This window comes from Marinobacter sp. (assembly GCF_039977835.1).
Taxonomy (GTDB): domain Bacteria; phylum Pseudomonadota; class Gammaproteobacteria; order Pseudomonadales; family Oleiphilaceae; genus Marinobacter.
The window spans coordinates 137013-151128 of record NZ_JBDWCL010000013.1 but is presented as its reverse complement, the minus strand read 5'-3'; the positions used below and the strand labels follow the sequence as shown (position 1 = coordinate 151128).

Sequence of the window (14116 nt, the reverse complement as noted above, 5' to 3'; positions counted from 1 at the left end):
TCACAACCCACTCCTTCACTGACATGCCCCCGGCCATCGATAAAAGCCGGGGACAGTAGCTGGTTCTGTGGCCTGACGGCCACTCGGAGGTGGGTCAAAATTAATGGCCAGTAGTGGGTCATTTTAATTGGCCATTAACAGCGCCTTCGTCGATGAGGCGTTGGGCCGAGGCCAGGCCGATGCCGCTGGCTCCGCCTGTGATCAGTACGATTTTACCGTTTAGTCGACTCATTGTTGGGTCTCCGTGTGTGTTGACTCGATTCGCTATCAAGATATATAAATCACTTACAAATGTTCAAGTATGCACCTTTTGGTAAGTATCGTTATGGCGAAAGAAAACTCAGAAAACCCACGTTTCATTTGCGGCTTGCATGCGACGCTGCACGTGATCTCCGGGAAGTGGAAGCCGTTGATTCTGTTCTTTTTAAACAAGGGTCCGACGCGTTACGGCGAGCTCAAGCGAAGCGTCCGGGGCGTGAGCGACAAAATGTTGATCCAGCAGTTGAAGGAGCTCGAGTCCGACGGCATCGTCCTGCGAACCGACTATGGCGAGATACCGCTGCGCGTCGACTACTCGCTGACGCCCTTCGGGGCAAGTCTGGTGCGGGCTATGGAGCCGCTTTGCGGCTGGGGCGAAGAGTACGAAGAGGACATTGCCGCAGCGATGGACCGCCGGAGAGCCAGCCGGTAGGAAGGGAAGCCGGGTGGCGGTTGGTGGACAGGCACCCAATCATGCCATCCGGCGAGTCCTCCGGGTAAACATGCACATTTTTCCCGTATGGCAAGGGATGGCCGCTTTTGTTCGAAGAAGAGCGCGATCGTCTCCTTTATCTGTTTTCAGGTAGCTTTCTGGCGGTCGAACATATTCGAAGCACAGCTGTACCAGGCCTTTCAGCCAAACCCATTATCGATATCCAGGCGGGGGTAGAGGCAATGCCACGCGCTGATGCTTTGATGGAACTGTACGCGGCCGAAGGCCGCAGGACGCCCTTGACAGGGCGGCTCTGTGTTCAGCGTTACAAAGCGGGAAAGAGTGTGCGGTTATGATCGCCAGGGAATGGAAGTGTTGAGTGCCTGAAGCCCACAGTGCAGGGAGTCCTAAAGACGGGTTTTACTCGGAGTACGCTCCCGTAGAGGCCGAGAACGTTTGGACGATACCCCGTGAGTTGACAACCGAGCAGGCTGGCGTCATGCCAATTGATGCGAGGACAGCACTACGCGGTCTTCGAGACGCGCTGGAATTGAAAAACGATGAGGCACTGATGATCTTCGGCGCCAGTGGAGGCATCGGGCACTTGGCCGTGCAACTCGCAAAGAGAATGGGAGCCCGTGTATTGGCGGTGGCCTCGGGTGACGACGGGGTGGCCCTGGCCCAGCGATTGGGCGCCGACGCCGTCGTCGAAGGACACTCTGGTGAAGTAGCAGCCGCCGCACGCGACTTTGCCCCCCACGGCCTCGACGCTGCGCTCGTCACCGCTGGCGGTGAAGTTTTGGAGCAGGCACTTGCGGCGATACGTGACGGCGGGCGCGTCGCCTATCCACACGGCGTCCAGCCCGAGCCAAAAGCACGCGCTGGTGTGATGTGCATGGCTACAGCGCCAACTACGATTCGGAGTTGATGGAGGTGCTGAATCAGCTAATTGACGCAGAACCGTTCGAAGTACATGTCGCCCAAACGTTCTCGCTTGATCAAACGGTTGAAGCACACCGCACGCTGGATTCTCACTATATAGGCAGGCTCGCCTTGAGGCCAAATTGAACTTAATTACCGTATAACCAGGCGCTGCAACCCATAGCGGCAAGTGAGCTTCGGCATCAATCGCCCCATCGGAGTCTCCGCTTTGCGAGCGTCCAGGTCTGCCAATTCCTGAACAAAAGCGGAGGCTGGCAAAGTTAGCAAAACCCCGCACAATGAAGGGGTTTTGCCAACATAGGCGATTACTTGCAGCCTACCGTTTTAACTGTATCGGTTCCCGTGAACAGTTCGCCATCGAATGTCTCGCCGGTTAAGCTTGCTTCCGTATCACCGCAAACAATCCCTGTTTGCTGAGTTTTAAAGTGCATCATCCTATCTATAAAGCCATCGTTATTGACGTCTTCGATATGGCCGTTGTGAGCAGGTGGTGCCTCTGCCGGCCCGAACCTAACCGTCGAGGTATCGAGTTGCATGGCGTCGAAGTCAATCGACCCCAGAACCGCTACCGGAGTTACGCCCTTGCTGCGGGGATTTATGGGATTCGTATTGCTGCCAGGCTTGATGTCGACGTCGAATACTGTCGCAAATGTCACCATCCAGAGTGTTGCGTGTATCTCTCCCGTTGCCGTCTCGCTTTCGCCTACGACTTGACCCGCGGAATTGATCCCGAATGCACTACTGTTAGCACCACCTAGTGTGCCTAATGATTGCATTCCAAAATCGGCATGCCAGATGAAGGCAACGGTTTCTCCCGTGGCTGTTTCACTACTACCAACGATAGTTGTTTCATCGTTTATATCACGCGCTACACTATTTTCGCCCCCCAGTGTTCCCAAATCCTGCACGGTAGCTGGATTCGGCCACAGCGTTGCATGGTAACGAACGGGTGGCGCAAGTAGGCCGCGTCCCACCACTTCCCCCAATTCATTGATCCCGTAGGCATCTTCATCAACACCATCAGGCTGGAGTGGCACTAGCGGTTCAAGAACGCCAGCTTGCCAGCGAAATCCCACTGCATTGGAAAGTAAGGTTCCAGCGGCTTGCCCCGCATCGTTGATATCGAAAGCTATTGCTGGTGTAAATGGTCCAGGATCGGTAACGCGGACAGTAGGCGGAAACGGTGGGTAAGTTGGCACGCCAGACAAATCCCATACCACGCCTGCGAGATCGATGTTTCCCGCTATTAATCCGCTGTTATTGATTCCACGCGCGAAACTAGTGGAATTGATGTCGTCTTCAGGGGGGAATGCACCCAAATCCCGAATCACGCCTCCCTGCCACTCAAAGCCATGGGTAACTAGTTCCCCAGTAATTGGGTTTAACAGATTTGAAAACCCGACCACCTGGTCAACATCGTTAATTCCGGTTGCTCGGCTAGCGTCTCCTCCCGGTAGCGTGCCGAGGTCGCTCATCACCCCTCCCGAAAGAAAGAAAGCGTGGGTATCGCCTGACAGGACTTCACTACTGCCTACAATATTGCCTGCATCATTAATGTCCCGGGCACTGCTGGTGGACCCGCCCGGTAATGTGCCCAAATCGATGGCTTGTATGTCGCCTATAGCTATTTCTGCCCAAACCAGGTTCGCGCCCGTGAATACCGGAAGCATCAACACCAGGAAAGTGAATTTGAAATAGTTCATGTTGTCCTCCCACCAGTCTAGGAATGGACTGGCAGGTGTACCGCATATCAGAAGAACGTCCTGTCAGTCTGTGTAATTGAGTACAACCTTAAAAGAGAATAGACAGCCCATTGCCTAAAATCTAATCGTGTTGAACGGCAACTCACAGAGCTATCGAGCTACACCCAGAAATTGTCGTGACCACACTCGATTGAAGCCGTGGTCCCGGAAAGTGGGCCTGTTTCCAGTAGCGGAGACAGGCCCCTGGCTGGCTGGGACTCAATGTTCCCACTCAACCAGATGTGTCAGAGCCGGGAGAGTTCCGCGTCGAATGTTCTGGCGCCCGCATCGGTAAACTCATAAGCGCCACGAATATACTTCAGCGTTGCCATTTCAATATCGGTAACGCCTTGCCCGTCCTGAGCGGATTTAAACAGGTCTTTTGCTTCGTCCACAGAAATTTTGCCCTCGCCCTGGCCAGTGGTGTGTTTTACGGCCAGGTCAATAAGCTCTTTTTCATATTTGTTACCATCAATTGTTACATAAGCCATAAGAGTGTCCTTCCGTGAGTTGTGGATCGTTCTTTCTGGAACGTTAATGCTTATGCCGGAGAATGTGCCGAACGCCAGCACATTCTTTAATCTAGCCCTTTGTTCAAAAAATGCACAGCTATTTGGGGTGGGGGTCTGAAGTATCTGCGATTACAGGGGCCGGTTCCTGTGTTCAGGCTGGCGGGTTTCCGTGACGGGCACCGACAGCATCAATACGAAGCCAACCACCAGGAACACAAGGATGGTGCTCATGCCCCAGCGTTGACTGTCGGTGGCCGCGGTCACCCAGCCCACCAGCAGGGGGCCGGCGAAGGCAGTAGCTTTGCCGGAGAAGGCGAAGAGGCCGAACATCTGGGTTTGTAGGTGCGGCGGGGCCACCCGGGCCAGATGGGAGCGGCTGGCGGACTGCAGAGGCCCTACGAATATGCCCAGAATCATGCCCCATACCCAGAAGGCCGTGGTGCCGTCTACCAGCAGGATGCCCAGCGCGCTTGTACCCAGGCCGGCCAGCGACAGCAGGATGGTATTGCGACCGCCGAGGGCATCGTCAACCCAGGCAAAACCCAGGGCGCCCAACCCGGCTGTTACGTTCAGGGCAATGGCGAACTGCAGAACTTCCGTGGAACTCATATTGAAGGTACCGGCAGCGTAGACACCACCGAAGGTAAAAATGGTGGCCAGGCCATCGGTGTAGAGCATGCGGGCAATCAGAAAACGTACGATGTCCCTGTACTGGCGCACATGAGCGATGGACTCTCTAAGTTGCGCAAATCCGGCGCGGGTGGCGGCGGCCAGGCTCAGGCCTGTAGAGGGGCGGTCAGGAATAAAGATGAAGGCCGGCAGGGCGAATACCAGGTACCACACTGCGACGAGGACGAAGGTGGCGCGAACGTGCTCTGCTTCGTCCCGGTTCAGGTTGAACAGGTTGGCATCAGTTTCGATAAAGCCATACAGCGCCACCACAAGGCTAAGTACGCCCCCGACATAACCCAGTCCCCAGGCCCAGCCGGACCAGCGCCCGGTACGCTCCTGGCTGGCCAGGTCCGGCAGCATGGAGTTGTAGAAAATGAAGGCGAACTCGGCACCGAGTGTGCCCAGGCCCACCCACAGGGCGGCGTTCCAGAACTGGCTCTGGTCCGGGGTGACCGTCCACAGCATGGCACAGGAAACCACGCACAGCAGGGTGAAGGTGATGAACCAGGGTTTACGCCGGCCGGACTGGTCAGCTATGGCCCCCAGTATGGGGGCGAGGACCGCAATGATCACGCCGGAAATGCCGACGATATAGCCCCAGGCCTCGGTGCCTTTCACCTCGTTCTGCATTACCGACACACTGAAGTACTGGGCAAACACAAACGTGAGGATGATGGTGAAAAAGGCACTGTTGGCCCAGTCGTAAAAGGCCCACGCCCAGAGGGCGCGCTTGTTTTCCTGGGCACCCGGGGGCTGGGCAACGCTCGATTGCGGTGGCATGGCGCGAGGGGCTCCTGTTCCTTGCAAGGGACATCCGTGCGCCGATTGTCGCCGTTATCGCCGCCAATGCCCAGCCCTGCCGGGTTAAACCGCCTTCAGGTTTTTGGTCTCGTGCTCGAGTAGCCAGGCCTTGCGTTCCAGGCCTCCGGCGTAACCGGTAAGTGTTCCGTCAGCACCAATGACCCGGTGGCAGGGAATCAGAATGGCCACCGGGTTGAGGGCATTGGCGCGCGCCACGGCGCGTACCGCCCTGGGGTTGCCCAGGGTTTCGGCCAGCGCCCCATAGGAACGGTGCTCCCCGCTCGGTATGCCGATAAGCCCCTGCCAGACCTGTTGCTGGAAGTCGGTCCCGGTTAATTGGAGCTGTGGCCACGGCAGGGGCTGGAATACACCGGCGAAGTAAGCCTCCAGCCATTGTGTAACGGCTTCGGGGGCAGATCCGGTCCGTTCCTGCCATTGGGCCCCACGAAAGCGTCGCCCCTGGAGGGTCTGCATCCGTTCGTCGTTGCCCTCGAAGTCCAGGTGAACCAGTTTGCCATCGACCGTGGCCATGCTGAGTGGGCCAATGGGGCTGGGAAAGTGGCTTACATTAATGATTGTGTTCATGAGATTGTCTCCTCCCGGCCTGATGGGGTGGCCAGTGATGTCCACAGGTACTGAGCGGCATAGGCCCGCCACGGGCGCCAGCGTTCGGCATGACCGGTTAACGTCCCGGCGGTTGTCGGCCCGCCAAGGCTGGCTGAAGCCTTGAGCAGGCCCAGATCACTGGCCGGAAAAGCGTCCGGGTCTCCCAGGCCACGTAGCGACAGGTAGTTGAGGGTCCAGGGCCCGATACCGCGCAGGGATGCCAGTTGCTCCAGCAGGGTGTTGCCATCCAGCTCGGCAAAACCGGGTTCGGCGAATCGGGCCGCTACCTGTGCCAGAGTTTCGGCCCGGCTTCGGGGCATTCCTGGATTCTCCGGCGCTTGGCGTGCGATCGCCTCTGCAGGGGGGAACTGGTGGGTGATCCCTGTGTCAGCGGTTAAATCAGGGGAAAGGGGGTTGCCCAGGCGGGCAACCAGGCGGCCTGCAAGAGTGCGGGCGGCCGTAATGGATATTTGTTGTCCAAGCACAGCCCGGACAGCGAATTCGAACCGGTCCCAGCAGCCCGGTACCCGCAGCCCTGGGTTCTGTCTGACCAGGGGCTGCAGTATGGGGTCGTTGGCAAGGTCAGCGGTGATGCCCGGCAGATCGGCGTCCAGGTCGAACAGGCGGCGTACCCGGGCACTCACTTCCAGGATGCCCTGGCGTGCCGGCCCCCGGACAATAAGCTGCACGCCAGGGGGACTGGTTTGCGGACGACAGATGACCAGCCCGGGTTGGCCCCGCATGAACACCGAGCGCGCGTAATACTGTTCCCCCACCGATTCCAGCCCGGGAATGGCGCGGGCACGGAAGAAAGACAGCAGTTCATCGCTGGCAAAGGGCGGGCGGGCCTGCAGGAACAGGACAAGGTCATCCTTTGCTGGCAGAAACGAACTGTCAGGGCTCTGTGCGCCCGCACTCACATGGGGCTTGAGCCCCCGTCGCCAGGCGGTAGGGGCGCCGCCATAGGCCTCTTTGAGCGTCTGATTGAAGCGGCGAAGGCTACCAAAGCCTGCAATGTCGGCAATGTCGGTCATGCTCAGGTTGCTGTCCACGATCAGCTGCCTTGCCCGCAAGAGACGACGGGCCCGCGCATGCTGGCTGGGGCTCACGCCGGTATGGCGTTGGTAAAGCTGGCGCAGGTAGCGATCAGTAATGCCCAGGCGTTCGGCCAACTCGGATACCGAGCCGGTGTCCAGGGCTCCTTCTTCAACCAGCCGCACGGCCCGGGCCAGCGTGGTGTGCACGCCAGCGGCTGCCGGGCTGCCTGGAGCCGCTTCCGGGCGGCATCGCAGGCAGGGGCGAAAACCATTGGCCATGGCAGTCTCCGCCGACGGATAAAAACGCACGTTGTCACGCCTGGGGGTGACCGCCGGGCAGATCGGGCGGCAGAAAATCCCGGTAGTCACCACGGCGGTGTAGAAACGCCCGTCGAAGCGGGCATCCCGGGTTTTCAGCGCCTGGTAGCAGAGGTCATCAGTGAGCGTGTCCATAGACGGAAGTTTAACAGCGACTCACGGAAAAACTCGCCGTATTCGGAACTGGGGATGCAGAAGTAAGGAGTGCCCGTCGTCTCAGGTCCTGGTGGGTCTGTCGGCAGGCCCTGCCGGAAGCCAGATGCTGACACAAAGCCCGCTCTGACCATCGCTTCGTTCACTGAGGGTAAGCTGTCCTCCATGGAGTTCCGCGATACGCCTTGCGATGGCAAGTCCTAGCCCGGCACCACCGCCTTTGCGTTGGTCCAGCCTTACGAAACGGCTGAGTGCGCGGTCGTGCTCCTGAGGGGGAATGCCCGGGCCCTGGTCACACACGGTTATCTGATAACCGTGACCGGAGGGCGTCAGGCGCGTGGTAACGACGGTGTGTTCCGGACTGTACTGAATGGCATTGGCGAGCAGGGAGCGCATAAGGGTATTGATCAGTGCGCTGTGGCAGCACGTCAGGGCTTCACCGGTGTCGTCTTCCAGTATGGGGTCGATGTCCTTTTTAAGGGCCAGCGGTGCAACATCTGCCACGCTCTGTTCGAGAATAGCGGAAAGGTTATGGTAGCCGGGGACAAAATCATTGCCGGAATCGACCTGGCTGAGCAACAGCATTTGCTCGACCAGGTGCACCATCCGGTCGACTGACTGAATGATGCCGCCGAACCGCTCCGGGTCCTTCTCGCAGGCTTTCTCGAGGTTCAGACGCAACGCCGTCAGTGGTGTGCGAAGTTCATGGGCGGCATCAGCCGAGAACCGGCGCTCCCGCTCAAGAGCCTGGTTCAGGCGTTTGAGCAGACCGTTTACCGCCTGAACCAGTCCCGCGACCTCCTTCGGTGCCTGTTGGTCGTCCAGCGGATGGATGTTTTCCGGCGCCATATGGCGGATAGGGCGCTCCAGTCTCCTCAGGGGTCGGAATCCCAGCTGAATGGCGACACTGGCAGCAATCAGCAGCAGCGGTAGTGCTATAAGCAGAGGCAGTACATTGCCGAGCGCCAGTTCCTGGCTCAGTTCCTCACGAATGTCTTCGCGCTGGGCGGTACGGATCCAGAAACCGGTGGCCGGGTCCTGGAGCGTGAATACACGCCACCGGTGCCCGCTGGACTCGGCCCAGGAGTAACCCGGAATCAGGCCCTCGGCGTCATCGGCCTTGAGTGTGTCCAGTAGAGGTTCGCGCTCCCGTGTCCAGACCTCAAAGGCCAGTTTTTTCTCATATTTATGGCCGGTTCCACCTGGCAGGATTTCGTCATAGTCCCCCTCAAAGTCGATGCCCAAGTCGTCGGTTCGGGGGAGTTCCAGGGTTTCACTGAGGGTTTTCGGTAATTGTTCCATGGACTGGGTATCGGCCAGATGGCGAACCAGACCCTGGACGATCCGTGTGCTCTGGGCCAGTTCGGCATCAAACAGCTCTTCCAGCTCATGGTTGCTCTCAATGTAACTCCACGCGGCAGCGATGAGGGCAACCAGGAGCACCGTTGAGGTAACCAGCAGTGTCAGGGTGCGGGTCAGGGACATTCCTGCACCCCGGCGGCGTGACTGTCGAGCAGGTAACCCACACCACGAATGGTGCGGATAGTGGCCTTGCCGACCCGGCGTCGAAGATGATGGATATGCACTTCAAGAGCGTTGCTCTCCGCTCCCTGGTCCCAGCCGTAGAGCTGTTCTTCCAGGCGCCTGCGGGTTGCCACCTGGTCGGGATGGCGCATCAGGTAGTGCAGGATCTGGAACTCGCTGCGGGGTAGGGTGATGACGTCGTTGCCCCTGGTAAGCTGACCGGAGTCCGGATTCAGCAGCAGTTCTCCCACCGACAGCCCGTTCTGAGGTGCAGAGACGCCCCGGCGGGTCACCGCCCTTATCCGGGCCTTGAGCTCAGCCATGGCAAACGGCTTGGTCAGATAGTCATCGGCACCGGCATCAAGGCCGTCCAGTTTTTCATCGAGACCGGCCCTGGCGGTAAGAATGATAACCGGTGTCTGAACGCCTTGCTTGCGGGCGGCTTTCAGAACCTCAAGCCCATCCAGTCGCGGCAGGGTGAGATCCAGAATGGCAAGATCAAAGTGTTCGTTGGTGAGGGCGTTTACCGCCTGCTGGCCGTCGTCCAGCCAGTCCACGGTGTTCTGGCCGTCGCGCAGCATGTCCAGCATGGTGGTGGCCAGATGATGGTCATCTTCTACGAGCAATATCCGCATGGCAGGTCCTGTAACGGGTCTGAAAACTATTCTGGCACAGAAACCTTAAGGCGAGCTTAAGAAAAGTCCCGAATCCTCTTAAGCCTTGGTTAAGGCTGCCCCTCTAGTCTGGCTCCTGTACCCAAGGGAGATTGTTTATGACAGACCCGCTGATGATGTCGACCTGTTGTGCCCCGGACTGCGGGGAGGTGGTTCCGGTCATCCGTTGTGCCGGTCGCTGGTTCTGCGAAATCCAACCGGACACCGCAATGGCCGGTAAGGTTACCGGATTCATTCGCCGAAGGTTTCTTCATGCCTATGGCGCGGAACCTTCCCTGCGCATTCCGGCCTTGCTCGCCCTGACAACGGCACAGGGATCTCTGCTGGCAGCGGTTGGCGTGCGCAATGCGGCTCTGGAAAGACTGTTTCTCGAAGACTACCTGGCGGTGCCGGTTGAAGCGGTGATGCCGTTTCCCGGCATTGAGCGCTGCCGGATCGCCGAGATTGCCCATCTGGCCGGTGTGGAAGCCGGTGTCAGCCGTTATCTCTTTGCCTCGTTATCGGTGTGGCTGGATGGCGCTGGTTATGACTGGGTGGTGTGCACAGGTACGGATCAGCTGCGCAACAGTTTTCACCGGCTGGGTATTGCCACTCAGGTGCTGGGCGATGCTGACCCGGCGTGCCTGCCGGATGGCGGTGCTGGTTGGGGGCACTATTACGACCACCATCCGGTGGTGATGGCGATTCGCGTGGCCGACGGAATGTCCGCTCTGCGCAGCGCCGGTTTGCTGAGATTGATCCAGCCGGTTATGGAGCAGGCTGGCGATGAGGAATCCTCGACAGGAGGCTCCTATGGCTTTACTGCCTGAATTGTTGGAGCGCCAGGCGGAGAGGCATCCCTCCCACGTTGCCCTGCAGGGACCGGATTCAGCGTTTACTTATGCCCAGATGTTGCAATCCGCGCGGGCACTGGCCGACCAGTTGAGCCGGCTGGGAGTGCGACGTGCCGGCCTTTGTGGGGACAACTCGGTGGCCTGGATTCTGTCTGACCTGGCCTGCCTGCTGGCGGATGTCGTTTGTGTTCCGGTGCCCGTGTTTTTTTCGAAATCCCAGACTGCTCATCTCATCGAGCGAGCGGGGCTGGATGGCCTGTTAACTGTGGAAGCGGATACAGGCAGCGAACACCTGGGCCATGGTGTCTGGTTTCGGGCTTTGCCGGTCTCTGCAGCCGGGGCCTGGATGCCGCAACAGACTGCGAAAATCACCTTTACCTCGGGCAGTACCGGCACACCCAAGGGTGTATGCCTGTCTGTCGGGCAAATGACGGCAACTACCCTTGCCCTGAAAGAGCGGCTGGCCGGTGTTGAGCCTGAACGGCATCTTTGCATCCTGCCGATGGCGACCCTGCTGGAAAACATCGCCGGGATCTACCTGCCGCTGCTAATGGGCGGCACCGTTATGGTGGCGCAATTACAGACTCTGGGCATGACCGGCAGCAGTGGCCTGGATCTTGACCGCCTGGTTGAGGGCATCAACCAAACCACGCCGCATTCACTGATTCTGGTACCGGAGCTCGCCATGGCCCTGGTGACTGCGGCCGAGCAGGGGCAGTTGAAGACCACGTCGTTTCGCTTCCTGGCTGTTGGGGGTGGCCGGGTTTCCTCCGAGCTGCTGGTTCGTGGCCGAGCCGCCGGTTTGCCACTCTACGAGGGCTATGGGTTGTCCGAATGCAGCTCCGTGGTTGCTCTCAATGTTCCCGGGGGCGAGTGCGAGGGTTCTGTCGGCAAACCCCTTTCCCACGTTGAGGTTCGGGTGGATGAACGCGCTCGCATTCTGGTCAGAGGTAACACCCATCTTGGCTATCTGGGCGATGAGCCTGAAGCGGATGAATGGCTGGATACCGGGGATCTGGGCGCCTTGGACCCGGCGGGTTTCCTGTCGGTGAATGGCCGCGCCAAGAACCTGCTTATTACCAGCTTTGGCCGAAATATCAGCCCTGAGTGGCTGGAAAGCGAGCTCATTCAGGCTGTGGGTGCCCGCCAGGCGGTGGTGTTCGGAGATGGTGATCCGCATCTCTCGGCGCTGCTGGTGGTCCAGGATGGCCGTTCTCCGGAGCAACTGCGTTGGTCTCTGAGCAGGCTTAACGCCGGACTGCCAGATTATGCCCGGCTGGAAGCGGTGTATATCCGTCGCCAGCTGCTGACCCAGGCGCAGGGCCATATAACCGCAAATGGCCGGCCCGTCCGCCATCAGCTCCAGGCTGACCTGCCAACCTTGTTGGCGGGGGCCTTCCCGATTTTCATGAATCTTACTGTTGCTCAGCCAAACGTTCCCAACACACCAGGAGACACCGTTATGGGATTTTTCGATCGTCTGCAATCTGAAACCGCGCAAGCCCGCGCCCACGTCACCACAGCCCCGGTTATCGAAGCTATCCGTAAAGGCCGCTTTGATATTCAGGGATATACCTGGTTTCTGACCCAGGCCTACCATCACGTTAAGCACACCGTACCGTTGATGATGGCCTGCGGTGGTCAACTCCCGGAACGTCTGGAGTTTGTGCGCAAGGACCTGGTGGAGTACATCGAGGAAGAATATGGCCATCACGAATGGATACTGGACGATCTGGAGGCCTGTGGTGAGGACAGGGACGCGATCCGCAACAGCCGTCCGGATACCTCGATTGAGCTGATGGTGGCCTATCTGTACGACCGTATTCAGCGTGGCAACCCGGCTGCGTTCTTCGGCATGGTTCAGGTTCTTGAAGGCACTTCCATTGAGCTGGCTACCCCGCTGGGCGAAGCCATCCAGAAACAGCTGGGCCTGCCAGACAAGGCCTTTAGCTACCTGTACTCACATGGTGCCCTGGATCAGGAGCACTTTGAATTCTTCCGTAATCTGATGAACGAAATCACCGATGAGGATGATCAGCAGGCGATTATCGAAGCGGCGCGGATGGTGTATCGCCTGTATGGAGACATGCTCCACACCATTCCGCTGCCGGCCAGCTCCGGGGAGTCGCGTCATGAAGCTGCGTGACAGGGCATTCCTGCTGCTGGGCGGCACCGGCGGTATCGGTAAGGCATTGGTGGAGCCATTGGTAGATGCTGGAGCCAAGGTCATCGTGGCATCCCGGCATCCGGAGAAGCTCGGCCACCGGGACGGCGTGGCAGTGGTGCATCTGGATCTTGCTGCCGCCGATCTCGATCAGCAGCTTGTGCGTCTGAGCGAGGCCTATCCGGAGATCGACGGGATGATTCACTGTGCCGGCCAGAACCGGTTCGCTGGGCTGCCTGCCATGGCCGTCAGTGAACTGGACGCCCAGCTCACAGTGAACCTTCGCTCCGCCATGTTGGTGGCGAGACATTTTGTGCCCCGTTTCGAGAAGCCCGGCCACGGCGCCCTGGTGTTTGTGGGGTCCACCTTCGGCAGCATCGGTTTTCCCGGGTACACCGCCTATTGCGCCACCAAATTCGGTCTCCGCGGATTTACCGAAGCCCTGCGCCGGGAGCTGGCGGACACCGCTGTTCAGGTGGTTTATGTGGCGCCCAGGGCCACCGCCACGGAAATGAATCCGGAAGAAGTGAATGAACTGAATCGGGCCCTTGGCAACAGTGTTGACGCACCGGAGGCAGTGGCCTCCCAGATTCTGCACGCCATGGTAAACGACGATCGCCGCCGGTTCCTCGGTTGGCCGGAGAAACTGTTCGTGGTCATCAACGGAGTGCTCCCGCGCCTCGTTGATAAAGCCATGCTCAAGCAACTGCCGATCATCCGGCGTTTTCTCAATTCAGGAGTATTGTCATGAGGTGGATGGTTTTGATGATGGTATGGGTGACCGCCACACCGCTCTGGGCCGCAGCCCTGGCAGCTGAGCTCGCGGATATCCAGCACCGCTGGGCGGAGATTCAGTATCAGTTACCGGAAGATGAAAGGGAAAAAGCGTTCGAAAAGCTGGCCAGTGAGGCCGAGCAATTCGTTGCGGATTACCCGAACCGCGCGGAGCCACTGATCTGGCAGGGGATTGTGCTGAGTACTTATGCTGGCGCCAGGGGAGGGTTGGGTGCCCTGGGCCTGGTCAAGGATGCCCGCAAATCACTGGAAGCGGCCATTGCCATAGATGACCGTGCTCTCCACGGCTCGGCGTACACGTCCCTTGGTAGTCTTTATTATCAGGTGCCGGGTTGGCCGTTGTCGTTCGGCGATGACAAACAGGCCCAGCAGTACCTGCAGAAGGCCCTGGCTATCAACCCCGAGGGGATCGACCCCAATTACTTTTTCGGTGACTTCCTACTGGAACAGGGTGAGGAGGCCCGAGCAAGGATCTATCTGAACAAGGCTCTCAACGCGCAACCCCGGCCGGGCCGTGGAATCGCGGATGGAGGCCGTAGGCAGGAGATCTCCGACCGCTTAGGGAAACTCTGATCCTGACCGGTCCTATGGTTCGCAGCTGCTGTCACCTTGCTCTACACTCCATAACAGGGGGCCAGTCCCGGCTCTCTGC

14 protein-coding genes and 2 pseudogenes are annotated in these 14116 nt (G+C 59.0%); 8 read left to right on the top strand and 8 right to left on the bottom strand.

Annotated features, from left to right (window positions below; all coding sequences use genetic code 11):
* Positions 1–139: 139 nt before the first annotated feature.
* Positions 140–232: pseudogene (locus tag ABJM11_RS05890) on the bottom strand (oxidoreductase); the annotation flags it as partial.
* A 93-nt stretch (positions 233–325) separates the two neighbouring features.
* Here ABJM11_RS05890 and ABJM11_RS05885 point away from each other — a divergent pair.
* The 4 genes and pseudogenes from ABJM11_RS05885 to ABJM11_RS22470 all read left to right on the top strand — a co-directional run bounded on the left by ABJM11_RS05885 (position 326) and on the right by ABJM11_RS22470 (position 1759).
* On the top strand, positions 326–691 hold the full coding sequence (locus ABJM11_RS05885; protein WP_348295983.1) for a helix-turn-helix domain-containing protein: 366 nt from the start codon (positions 326–328) through the stop codon (positions 689–691).
* A 92-nt stretch (positions 692–783) separates the two neighbouring features.
* Positions 784–1047 (top strand): annotated as a pseudogene (locus ABJM11_RS05880) (GrpB family protein); the annotation flags it as partial.
* A 143-nt stretch (positions 1048–1190) separates the two neighbouring features.
* The gene (locus ABJM11_RS05875) at positions 1191–1619 is read left to right on the top strand and encodes a zinc-binding dehydrogenase (RefSeq protein ID WP_348295982.1); all 429 of its coding nucleotides are present in this window, start codon (positions 1191–1193) and stop codon (positions 1617–1619) included.
* Positions 1583–1759 carry a hypothetical protein gene (locus ABJM11_RS22470; RefSeq protein WP_407069968.1) on the top strand — a complete coding sequence of 59 codons (177 nt, stop codon included), beginning with the start codon at positions 1583–1585 and terminating at the stop codon, positions 1757–1759. Before ABJM11_RS05875 ends, ABJM11_RS22470 begins: the two co-directional genes overlap by 37 nt.
* 179 nt (positions 1760–1938) lie before the next feature.
* Here the strand turns inward: ABJM11_RS22470 and ABJM11_RS05870 are convergent, their stop codons facing one another.
* The 7 genes from ABJM11_RS05870 to ABJM11_RS05840 form a co-directional block, all read right to left on the bottom strand.
* Positions 1939–3336 (bottom strand): hypothetical protein, encoded by a 1398-nt coding sequence (locus ABJM11_RS05870; protein WP_348295981.1) that lies wholly within the window; start codon positions 3334–3336, stop codon positions 1939–1941.
* Positions 3337–3620: 284 nt separating this feature from the next.
* On the bottom strand, positions 3621–3866 hold the full coding sequence (locus ABJM11_RS05865) for a hypothetical protein (RefSeq protein WP_348295980.1): 246 nt from the start codon (positions 3864–3866) through the stop codon (positions 3621–3623).
* A 150-nt stretch (positions 3867–4016) separates the two neighbouring features.
* On the bottom strand, positions 4017–5339 hold the full coding sequence (locus ABJM11_RS05860) for an MFS transporter (protein ID WP_348295979.1): 1323 nt from the start codon (positions 5337–5339) through the stop codon (positions 4017–4019).
* 84 nt (positions 5340–5423) lie between these two features.
* Positions 5424–5945, bottom strand: a complete 522-nt coding sequence (locus tag ABJM11_RS05855) for a methylated-DNA--[protein]-cysteine S-methyltransferase (RefSeq protein WP_348295978.1) — start codon at positions 5943–5945, stop codon at positions 5424–5426.
* On the bottom strand, positions 5942–7456 hold the full coding sequence (locus tag ABJM11_RS05850; RefSeq protein ID WP_348295977.1) for an AlkA N-terminal domain-containing protein: 1515 nt from the start codon (positions 7454–7456) through the stop codon (positions 5942–5944). Before ABJM11_RS05850 ends, ABJM11_RS05855 begins: the two co-directional genes overlap by 4 nt.
* A gap of 81 nt (positions 7457–7537) precedes the next feature.
* Positions 7538–8959, bottom strand: a complete 1422-nt coding sequence (locus ABJM11_RS05845) for an ATP-binding protein (RefSeq protein ID WP_348295976.1) — start codon at positions 8957–8959, stop codon at positions 7538–7540.
* Entirely contained in the window at positions 8950–9633 is a 684-nt protein-coding gene (locus tag ABJM11_RS05840; protein WP_348295975.1) for a response regulator transcription factor, read from the bottom strand. Before ABJM11_RS05840 ends, ABJM11_RS05845 begins: the two co-directional genes overlap by 10 nt.
* Before the next feature lie 137 nt (positions 9634–9770).
* On the opposite strand from ABJM11_RS05840, the gene ABJM11_RS05835 reads away from it, so the two are divergent.
* The 4 genes from ABJM11_RS05835 to ABJM11_RS05820 are packed head-to-tail and all read left to right on the top strand — an operon-like array spanning position 9771 to position 14037.
* Positions 9771–10481 (top strand): thermostable hemolysin, encoded by a 711-nt coding sequence (locus tag ABJM11_RS05835; protein WP_348295974.1) that lies wholly within the window; start codon positions 9771–9773, stop codon positions 10479–10481.
* Positions 10465–12651, top strand: coding sequence for an AMP-binding protein (locus ABJM11_RS05830; RefSeq protein ID WP_348295973.1), 2187 nt, complete (start codon positions 10465–10467; stop codon positions 12649–12651). Before ABJM11_RS05835 ends, ABJM11_RS05830 begins: the two co-directional genes overlap by 17 nt.
* On the top strand, positions 12638–13420 hold the full coding sequence (locus ABJM11_RS05825; RefSeq protein WP_348295972.1) for an SDR family oxidoreductase: 783 nt from the start codon (positions 12638–12640) through the stop codon (positions 13418–13420). Before ABJM11_RS05830 ends, ABJM11_RS05825 begins: the two co-directional genes overlap by 14 nt.
* Positions 13417–14037 (top strand): tetratricopeptide repeat protein, encoded by a 621-nt coding sequence (locus ABJM11_RS05820; protein WP_348295971.1) that lies wholly within the window; start codon positions 13417–13419, stop codon positions 14035–14037. Before ABJM11_RS05825 ends, ABJM11_RS05820 begins: the two co-directional genes overlap by 4 nt.
* Positions 14038–14116: the final 79 nt, after the last annotated feature.

Coding starts and splice junctions, on each gene's coding strand:
- ABJM11_RS05885 (WP_348295983.1), top strand. CDS start 326: ATGGCGAAAGAAAACTCAGAAAACCCACGTTTCATTTGCGGCTTGCAT.
- ABJM11_RS05875 (WP_348295982.1), top strand. CDS start 1,191: ATGCCAATTGATGCGAGGACAGCACTACGCGGTCTTCGAGACGCGCTG.
- ABJM11_RS05870 (WP_348295981.1), bottom strand. CDS start 3,336: ATGAACTATTTCAAATTCACTTTCCTGGTGTTGATGCTTCCGGTATTC.
- ABJM11_RS05865 (WP_348295980.1), bottom strand. CDS start 3,866: ATGGCTTATGTAACAATTGATGGTAACAAATATGAAAAAGAGCTTATT.
- ABJM11_RS05860 (WP_348295979.1), bottom strand. CDS start 5,339: ATGCCACCGCAATCGAGCGTTGCCCAGCCCCCGGGTGCCCAGGAAAAC.
- ABJM11_RS05855 (WP_348295978.1), bottom strand. CDS start 5,945: ATGAACACAATCATTAATGTAAGCCACTTTCCCAGCCCCATTGGCCCA.
- ABJM11_RS05850 (WP_348295977.1), bottom strand. CDS start 7,456: ATGGACACGCTCACTGATGACCTCTGCTACCAGGCGCTGAAAACCCGG.
- ABJM11_RS05845 (WP_348295976.1), bottom strand. CDS start 8,959: ATGTCCCTGACCCGCACCCTGACACTGCTGGTTACCTCAACGGTGCTC.
- ABJM11_RS05840 (WP_348295975.1), bottom strand. CDS start 9,633: ATGCGGATATTGCTCGTAGAAGATGACCATCATCTGGCCACCACCATG.
- ABJM11_RS05835 (WP_348295974.1), top strand. CDS start 9,771: ATGACAGACCCGCTGATGATGTCGACCTGTTGTGCCCCGGACTGCGGG.
- ABJM11_RS05830 (WP_348295973.1), top strand. CDS start 10,465: ATGGCTTTACTGCCTGAATTGTTGGAGCGCCAGGCGGAGAGGCATCCC.
- ABJM11_RS05825 (WP_348295972.1), top strand. CDS start 12,638: ATGAAGCTGCGTGACAGGGCATTCCTGCTGCTGGGCGGCACCGGCGGT.
- ABJM11_RS05820 (WP_348295971.1), top strand. CDS start 13,417: ATGAGGTGGATGGTTTTGATGATGGTATGGGTGACCGCCACACCGCTC.